Annotated in this window: 1 protein-coding gene; it reads right to left on the bottom strand. The window is 70.0% G+C overall.

The genetic code is table 11. The annotated features are described in order from the left end of the window. Window positions 1–1156 (bottom strand): S-layer family protein (locus I55_RS36755; RefSeq protein WP_044558858.1); only part of this gene is annotated, 1156 nt, incomplete at both ends.

Below are 1156 nucleotides of genomic sequence, written 5' to 3'. Positions count from 1 at the left end.
CGCAATGCTGTCGCCGTTCACCAGGCCGCTGCTGCTGTACCCCGTCAGGCTGGCGCTGGCGCCGTAGGTCTTGGACGCCCCGCTGGCCGTGATCGTCAGGCTGGCGGGATTCACCGTCAGCGTGCCGTCGGCATAGCTCACCGAGTAGTTGCTCAGCCCCGTGCCCGTCACTCCGCTGGCCACAACGCTGTAGCTGCCCACCGACGCGGCGGTGCCACTGCCGCTGCTGGCCAGGGTCACGGCGCTGATGCTGTCGCCGTTCACCAAGCCGCTGCTGCTGTAGCCCGTCAGGCTGGCGCTGGCGCCGTAGGTCTTGGCTGCCCCGCTGGCCGTGATGGTCAACGCCGCCGGGGTCACCGTCAGCGTGCCGTCGGCGTAGCTTACCGAGTAGTTGCTCAGCCCCGTGCCCGTGGCACCGCTGGCCACAACGCTGTAGCTGCCCACCGACGCCGCCGTGCCGGACCCGCTGCTGGCCAAGGTCACGGCCGCGATGCTGTCGCCATTCACCAGGCCGCTGCTGCTATACCCTGTCAGGCTGGCGCTGGCGCCGTAGGTCTTGGACGCCCCGCTGGCGGTGATGGTCAGTGCCGCCGGGGTCACCGTCAGCGTGCCATCGGCATAGCTCACCGCGTAGTTGCTGAGCCCCGTGCCCGTGGCGCCGCTGGCCACAACGCTGTAGCTGCCCACCGAGGCCACCGTACCGCTGCCGCTGCTGGCCAAGGTCACGGCCGCAATGCTGTCGCCATTCACCAGGCCGCTGCTGCTGTAGCCCGTCAGGCTGGCGCTGGCGCCGTAGGTCTTGGACGCCCCGCTGGCGGTGATGGTCAGTGCCGCCGGGGTCACCGTCAGCGTGCCATCGGCATAGCTCACCGCGTAGTTGCTGAGCCCCGTGCCCGTGGCGCCGCTGGCCACAACGCTGTAGCTGCCCACCGAGGCCACCGTACCGCTGCCGCTGCTGGCCAAGGTCACGGCCGCAATGCTGTCGCCGTTCACCAGGCCGCTGCTGCTGTACCCCGTCAGGCTGGCGCTGGCGCCGTAGGTCTTGCTCGCCCCGCTGGCCGTGATGGTCAGCGCCGCCGGGGTCACCGTCAGCGTGCCGTCGGCATAGCTTACCGAATAATTGCTGAACCCCGTGCCCGTCGCACCGCTGGCCACA

Source organism: Azospirillum sp. B4 (assembly GCF_000333275.1).
GTDB lineage: Bacteria > Pseudomonadota > Alphaproteobacteria > Azospirillales > Azospirillaceae > Nitrospirillum.
This window is presented reverse-complemented; position numbering and strand designations above follow the sequence as displayed.